This is a genomic window from Pseudomonas sp. PA-4-8C (assembly GCF_021606625.1).
Taxonomy (GTDB): domain Bacteria; phylum Pseudomonadota; class Gammaproteobacteria; order Pseudomonadales; family Pseudomonadaceae; genus Aquipseudomonas; species Aquipseudomonas lactis.
The window spans coordinates 1-4,553 of the sequence record NZ_WKCD01000364.1 but is presented as its reverse complement, the minus strand read 5'-3'; the positions used below and the strand labels follow the sequence as shown (position 1 = coordinate 4,553).

The 4,553-nt window shown below is 50.4% G+C and carries 5 protein-coding genes; 1 reads left to right on the top strand and 4 read right to left on the bottom strand.

Annotated elements, in window-relative coordinates:
* Window positions 1-872: 872 nt before the first annotated feature.
* Window positions 873-1,337 carry a hypothetical protein gene (locus tag GIW04_RS28120; RefSeq protein WP_050499462.1) on the top strand — a complete coding sequence of 155 codons (465 nt, stop codon included), beginning with the start codon at window positions 873-875 and terminating at the stop codon, window positions 1,335-1,337.
* A gap of 249 nt (window positions 1,338-1,586) precedes the next feature.
* On the opposite strand, the gene GIW04_RS28115 is transcribed toward GIW04_RS28120, so the two are convergent.
* The 4 genes from GIW04_RS28115 to GIW04_RS28100 all read right to left on the bottom strand — a co-directional run.
* Window positions 1,587-2,138, bottom strand: a complete 552-nt coding sequence (locus GIW04_RS28115; RefSeq protein WP_047338033.1) for a hypothetical protein — start codon at window positions 2,136-2,138, stop codon at window positions 1,587-1,589.
* Between the two features lie 104 nt (window positions 2,139-2,242).
* On the bottom strand, window positions 2,243-3,703 hold the full coding sequence (locus GIW04_RS28110; RefSeq protein ID WP_047338034.1) for a tyrosine-type recombinase/integrase: 1,461 nt from the start codon (window positions 3,701-3,703) through the stop codon (window positions 2,243-2,245).
* On the bottom strand, window positions 3,696-4,301 hold the full coding sequence (locus tag GIW04_RS28105; RefSeq protein ID WP_050499460.1) for a hypothetical protein: 606 nt from the start codon (window positions 4,299-4,301) through the stop codon (window positions 3,696-3,698). The genes GIW04_RS28110 and GIW04_RS28105 overlap by 8 nt, the downstream gene beginning before the upstream one ends.
* Window positions 4,302-4,303: 2 nt before the next feature.
* Window positions 4,304-4,553 (bottom strand): hypothetical protein (locus GIW04_RS28100; protein WP_236479424.1); only part of this gene is annotated, 250 nt, incomplete at its 5' end.

The following is a 4,553-nucleotide window of genomic DNA, read 5'->3' as shown; positions in this document are numbered from 1 at the left end:
ATATGTATACCACTACGGTATTTGCAGTAATTGAGTCGAGCTTGGTTGCCGCATTTTTCCTGTGGAGGGCATGGGCGATGTTCAACGCTACATCTGATCCTGAAGCTTGGGAAACTACCGAAGCCGCAGCGCTATCGAGTCGCTTTAGTAAGCTCCACAAGTAATTGTCCTGTGCGTAGGGCACGCTAACACCCGCCCCGGCTTCAGGATCGCTGCGCCAGACTTTCCTTTGGCTGCGAGTATCGGGCAAGCGGAGCGCGCAGGCGTGTGGGATGGACGCCCGTAGGGACGAGACGTGGCTTGCCACGGCTCGGTTCACGCCAGCCATCCGCCGAAGGCGGCACGCCATAACCACCGCCCTGCTTTGTGAAAAGGAGGCTTAAATGACCTGCGATTTACTCCGCGAGCGTGAGAGGACTAGGCGAAGGGTTCTGTGGGCCCTTGCATGCCTCCGTCCTGGTGATCCCAACGCATCCGACCTCCTTGTCATCCTCGATGATCTCGACGACCAAGAGCGAAACGACACCCCCTGTAGCGATAAGCTACTCGACCTCATTGAGGTTCGTAACTCTGTCTCGGTGATGCGTCATAACTCCGGAATCGACATCATTTTGGAGAAGACTATTCCGCAACCCTGGAGAGAGCGTTTCCACCAAGCAAGCATCGGGTCGACCAGAGTTCCTGATGGGCCCTACGCCACAGACTGGGACAAGTTTGTGAATGAATGGGAGCGTGAGATGCAGCATGTGCAAAACCATCGACTTGCAAAGGCTGCTAACAGTTAGAACGGCTGGTTCGAGCGATGGCGGCGCAAACACACGAGCAGTCGGTGTAGCCGCTGAAAGTCGCAACCTTCAAACCGGAGCAGCAAGGTGGAACGGCCTTCTTTTTTTATCGATTTCGAGGCATCAGGGATAGCCCCAGATAGCTATCCCATTGAGGTGGCTGTCGTGTCGAATGAAACCTGGTTCAGTTCGTTGATAAAGCCAGCCCGCTATTGGACGCATTGGTCGTTCGATGCGCAAGACATGCATGGTCTTACTCAGGATCATTTACTTCAGGAAGGTGATGCCCCACCAACTGTGGCGGAACGAATGAATCAGCTGTTTTCAGGGCAGGTGCTTTGCAGCGACTCACCTCAAGATGTTTTTTGGCTCGATGTCCTCTACGAAGCAGCAGACCTGATGCCGACCTTCGAGTTGAAGCCTTTGGAAGTGTTTGTGGGTCGGGAGGCTGCCAGTGACATTTATCGCCTACTGCCCACGACTAGGCACCACCGAGCTCTCCATGACGCAACCGCTTTGATGAACGCATGCCGTGCTTTGTTCGAAGCTTGAACTACCAGAGGGGTGTATACCTACCCTCACCTATGCGAAAGCGATGAGTCCATTGAAGTATGGATGTAGCACAGCGTGTGCGACCGCTCGAACCGAAGACAGGTGATCACGTGCCTGGTAGGCATGGCAAGCGGAGCGCGCAGGCGTGTGGGATGGAAGCCCGGAGGGCCGAGACCTTGGCATCGCAAGGGCTCGGTACACGACAGCCGCTCCCCGCAGGGGCGCGCCCCAACTGAAAGCTCAGGGTCATCAAAGCTCCGCATCCCAAGCATCCATAGCCTCGCTCACAGCCGCGTACCACTGGAGATCACCAAGTTGTAGAGCGTTCGCGATTTGCCTATTGGTATTGCCATCGACCCAAGTGGGGAGACTCTCTATGGCTCCTGTGAACATGCTTGCTGAAGCGACAGCGAATTGTCCCTTACTCATAGACTGGAGGCACACGTAGCGAACTGCAGCGCCAGTCTGCATCCGACGCCAAGCCACCACCTCAATACAGTCCATGGTGCTCATAGAAGCCTCTATGGTGGCACTCGCTCCCTGTTCCACCCGAATGTCTGCCGCAACTTCGAATGAGCCGCTAGCCGCTCCTGGTTTGTGGACGAGATGCTTCAACTGCTCACGTGAAGCGACGATCTGTTCGCGAAGCTCTTCAGGATCGATGGACATCCCGCCCTCCGGTGTCACCTTGAGGGTCTTCAAGGAGTTCGCCGCCAGGATGAACTCGCGTTCACGCGCTTTCTCCCACTCGGAGCGACGGTCGGGGCTGATAAGGTTCCAGAGGCGTGAAAGCAGCAACAAAACCTTCTCCTAACCTTAAGCCCAAGACTTGAATCCATTGCTAATGAACCATGGTATCTCAACACTACCGTGTGAATGATAGACCCGTGCCAGAATTCACCGAATCATTCGCGGCCAGGCAGAATCGGAGCGATTCCTTTGACCGTTTTCTCTCTTGCAAGCTCACGAGCAAAGTCATCATCTCTTAAAGCCTCAAGCTTCTCCATCTCTACGTTATATTCTTGAATTGTAAGGGTAGAGCCGAGATGGGCTCTGAGTTTACGAGAGTATTTATCGAACTGCTCCATGGCTCGAATTAGGAAAACATTGCTAACTGTAGTGCTATACCCCTCAATCTCCTTGAATGCTGCATGTACATAGCCCATGATAGTCGCAATTGATTTCTGGCCGGTATACATCTTAACCTCCTCAAGATAGCTTTCATCAGAAAGCAACCTGACTTCAAAGTCTCCTGCACGCCTATATCTATCCCGCTGTACAAACTCCATTACCAAGTTCGTTATAAACGAGTGGCGAAACATGTGCGCGCATGCTTGTTCCTCGATGCCAGCAAACCTGCGCACTGAACCGATCTCATTACCAAGGGATGTTTCTGAAAGCGGAGTTCCGGTTGCTGATGATACAAATACGAAGCCATGATCTTTAATACTCGAAAATTTATTTCTTACAACTTTACCCCTGTGAAACTCAATGTATGAGATCAGTTCATTGAGAAACATCTTATTTACGGGTATTTCCCTTTCCTCGCTGTCGTCGCCCTTCAGCGTGATAAACCTAAGCATAGGATGCTTCATCTCATACGCGGTCAGGACATCTACGACCTTAAGACTCGCAACCTCTGAAAGCCTAGCCCCAGAGTTTTCCAATGTTGAGATAAATGCATGCCGCCGAATCTTGATGAACCGTGAGCCCCCCATTTCATCGACAGCGCTCCTGAGCTGGTCGACATGAACAGCAGGAATCGCATTCCGCTCGTGCCTCCTACCACCAGGTGGAAATGCATGATGCCACACACTGTGCACAGCATAATCACGACCACGCTTATCTTTTTTCACTGTAACGTTTTCAGTAATCTTTATTCGCCCTCCAATCGCGACGAAACTGGGTTGCTCATAAAGCCCTCCAATATACTTTAGGAAGTCTATACATACAGTCCCAACGTCTACAACGGTGAGTGTGGCTTTCTTCTTCTCACGAAGATTTTTGGGATCTACTTCCGTACTTAGATGATGAATAAAACGCGTAAAGTCGTTATCTGATAGATCTATAAAATCAATGTTTGAAGCATAACAGAATCTAACCAACTGACTGATTTTTTGAGCATACTCACCAATCGTCCCACCTTTTCTACCTGTACGCGCTAACCCTTTACGCTTCATCCTATTGGGGCGAACCGTAAGGGAAAGCATGTAGAGATTCGCGGCAAAACAGGGTGCCCCGTTTGGCCAATTGATGAATGTCAGATTGCTGGCATCCCTAGTCACGAGCTTCCCCAGTGCGTTGTGGTCAAACAACTCAAGCTCAGGAACCACTGAATAAAGCTTACGCTCATGGAAATTACTCACTCCTTACTACCTTTAAAGACTGGATATTCTCGTGAGATGGAATCACATCAAAAGGAGACTCATTAAGCGAGACTATTGCCAACAGTGCATTTACGGCTTCGCTAGCGCTTTTATTTCTAACAGCCTCACTAGAACCATCCCTGGTTTCTTTGATTCCCGATATAGCAGTGGAAAGCCCTTGAAGTAACCTGAAATTAGCGCGGCGCAGTGCGACCACCGTGCATTCTAACTCGCTATTAATTTGCTCTAGCCCATTTTTGGTCTTCTTGGTAGGCTTGTTGCCCCTTTCGGCATACGCAGCAATTGCATCCTTAGCCACGCTCCTAAGACGCTCTAGCCCTGCGAAACCGTGATAACCAAGTAATTCATCGGATTTTTTTTTGAGGGTGTTCAGACTCGTGGGGGCGATAGCGTATTGCTGGCCAGCCAAATCGAACTTGTAAGAAAGGGAAGCCAAAGCTCCCTGATTTTTTAGAGCGGAAGTAACAACCTCATTTGAAACGTATTTTTCAACATCGGCAAGTACGTCCTCTAGCAAAATCTGTCGCGCCTTGATTGACTGATTGTGAACTTGAATTTCCGACCTAGGCTTACCCATGATTACGCCCCCTTTACGTGAACAAGAACCTGCATTTCCTTGCCATAAGCACCAAGAACAAATACAGGCTCAAATTTGACAATGCCTTTACTCATCAAATGCTCTAGATGCTCCGAAAAGGATTCTTGATCTACAAGACGCACATCATCCGTTCCGAACTGGGCGGTCTCAAGGAGCAAGTGCAACACCTGAGGTAAGGTGTTGCGATGAAAAAGACCTACAGCCACTTGAATACCGAAGAGCGAGTGACAC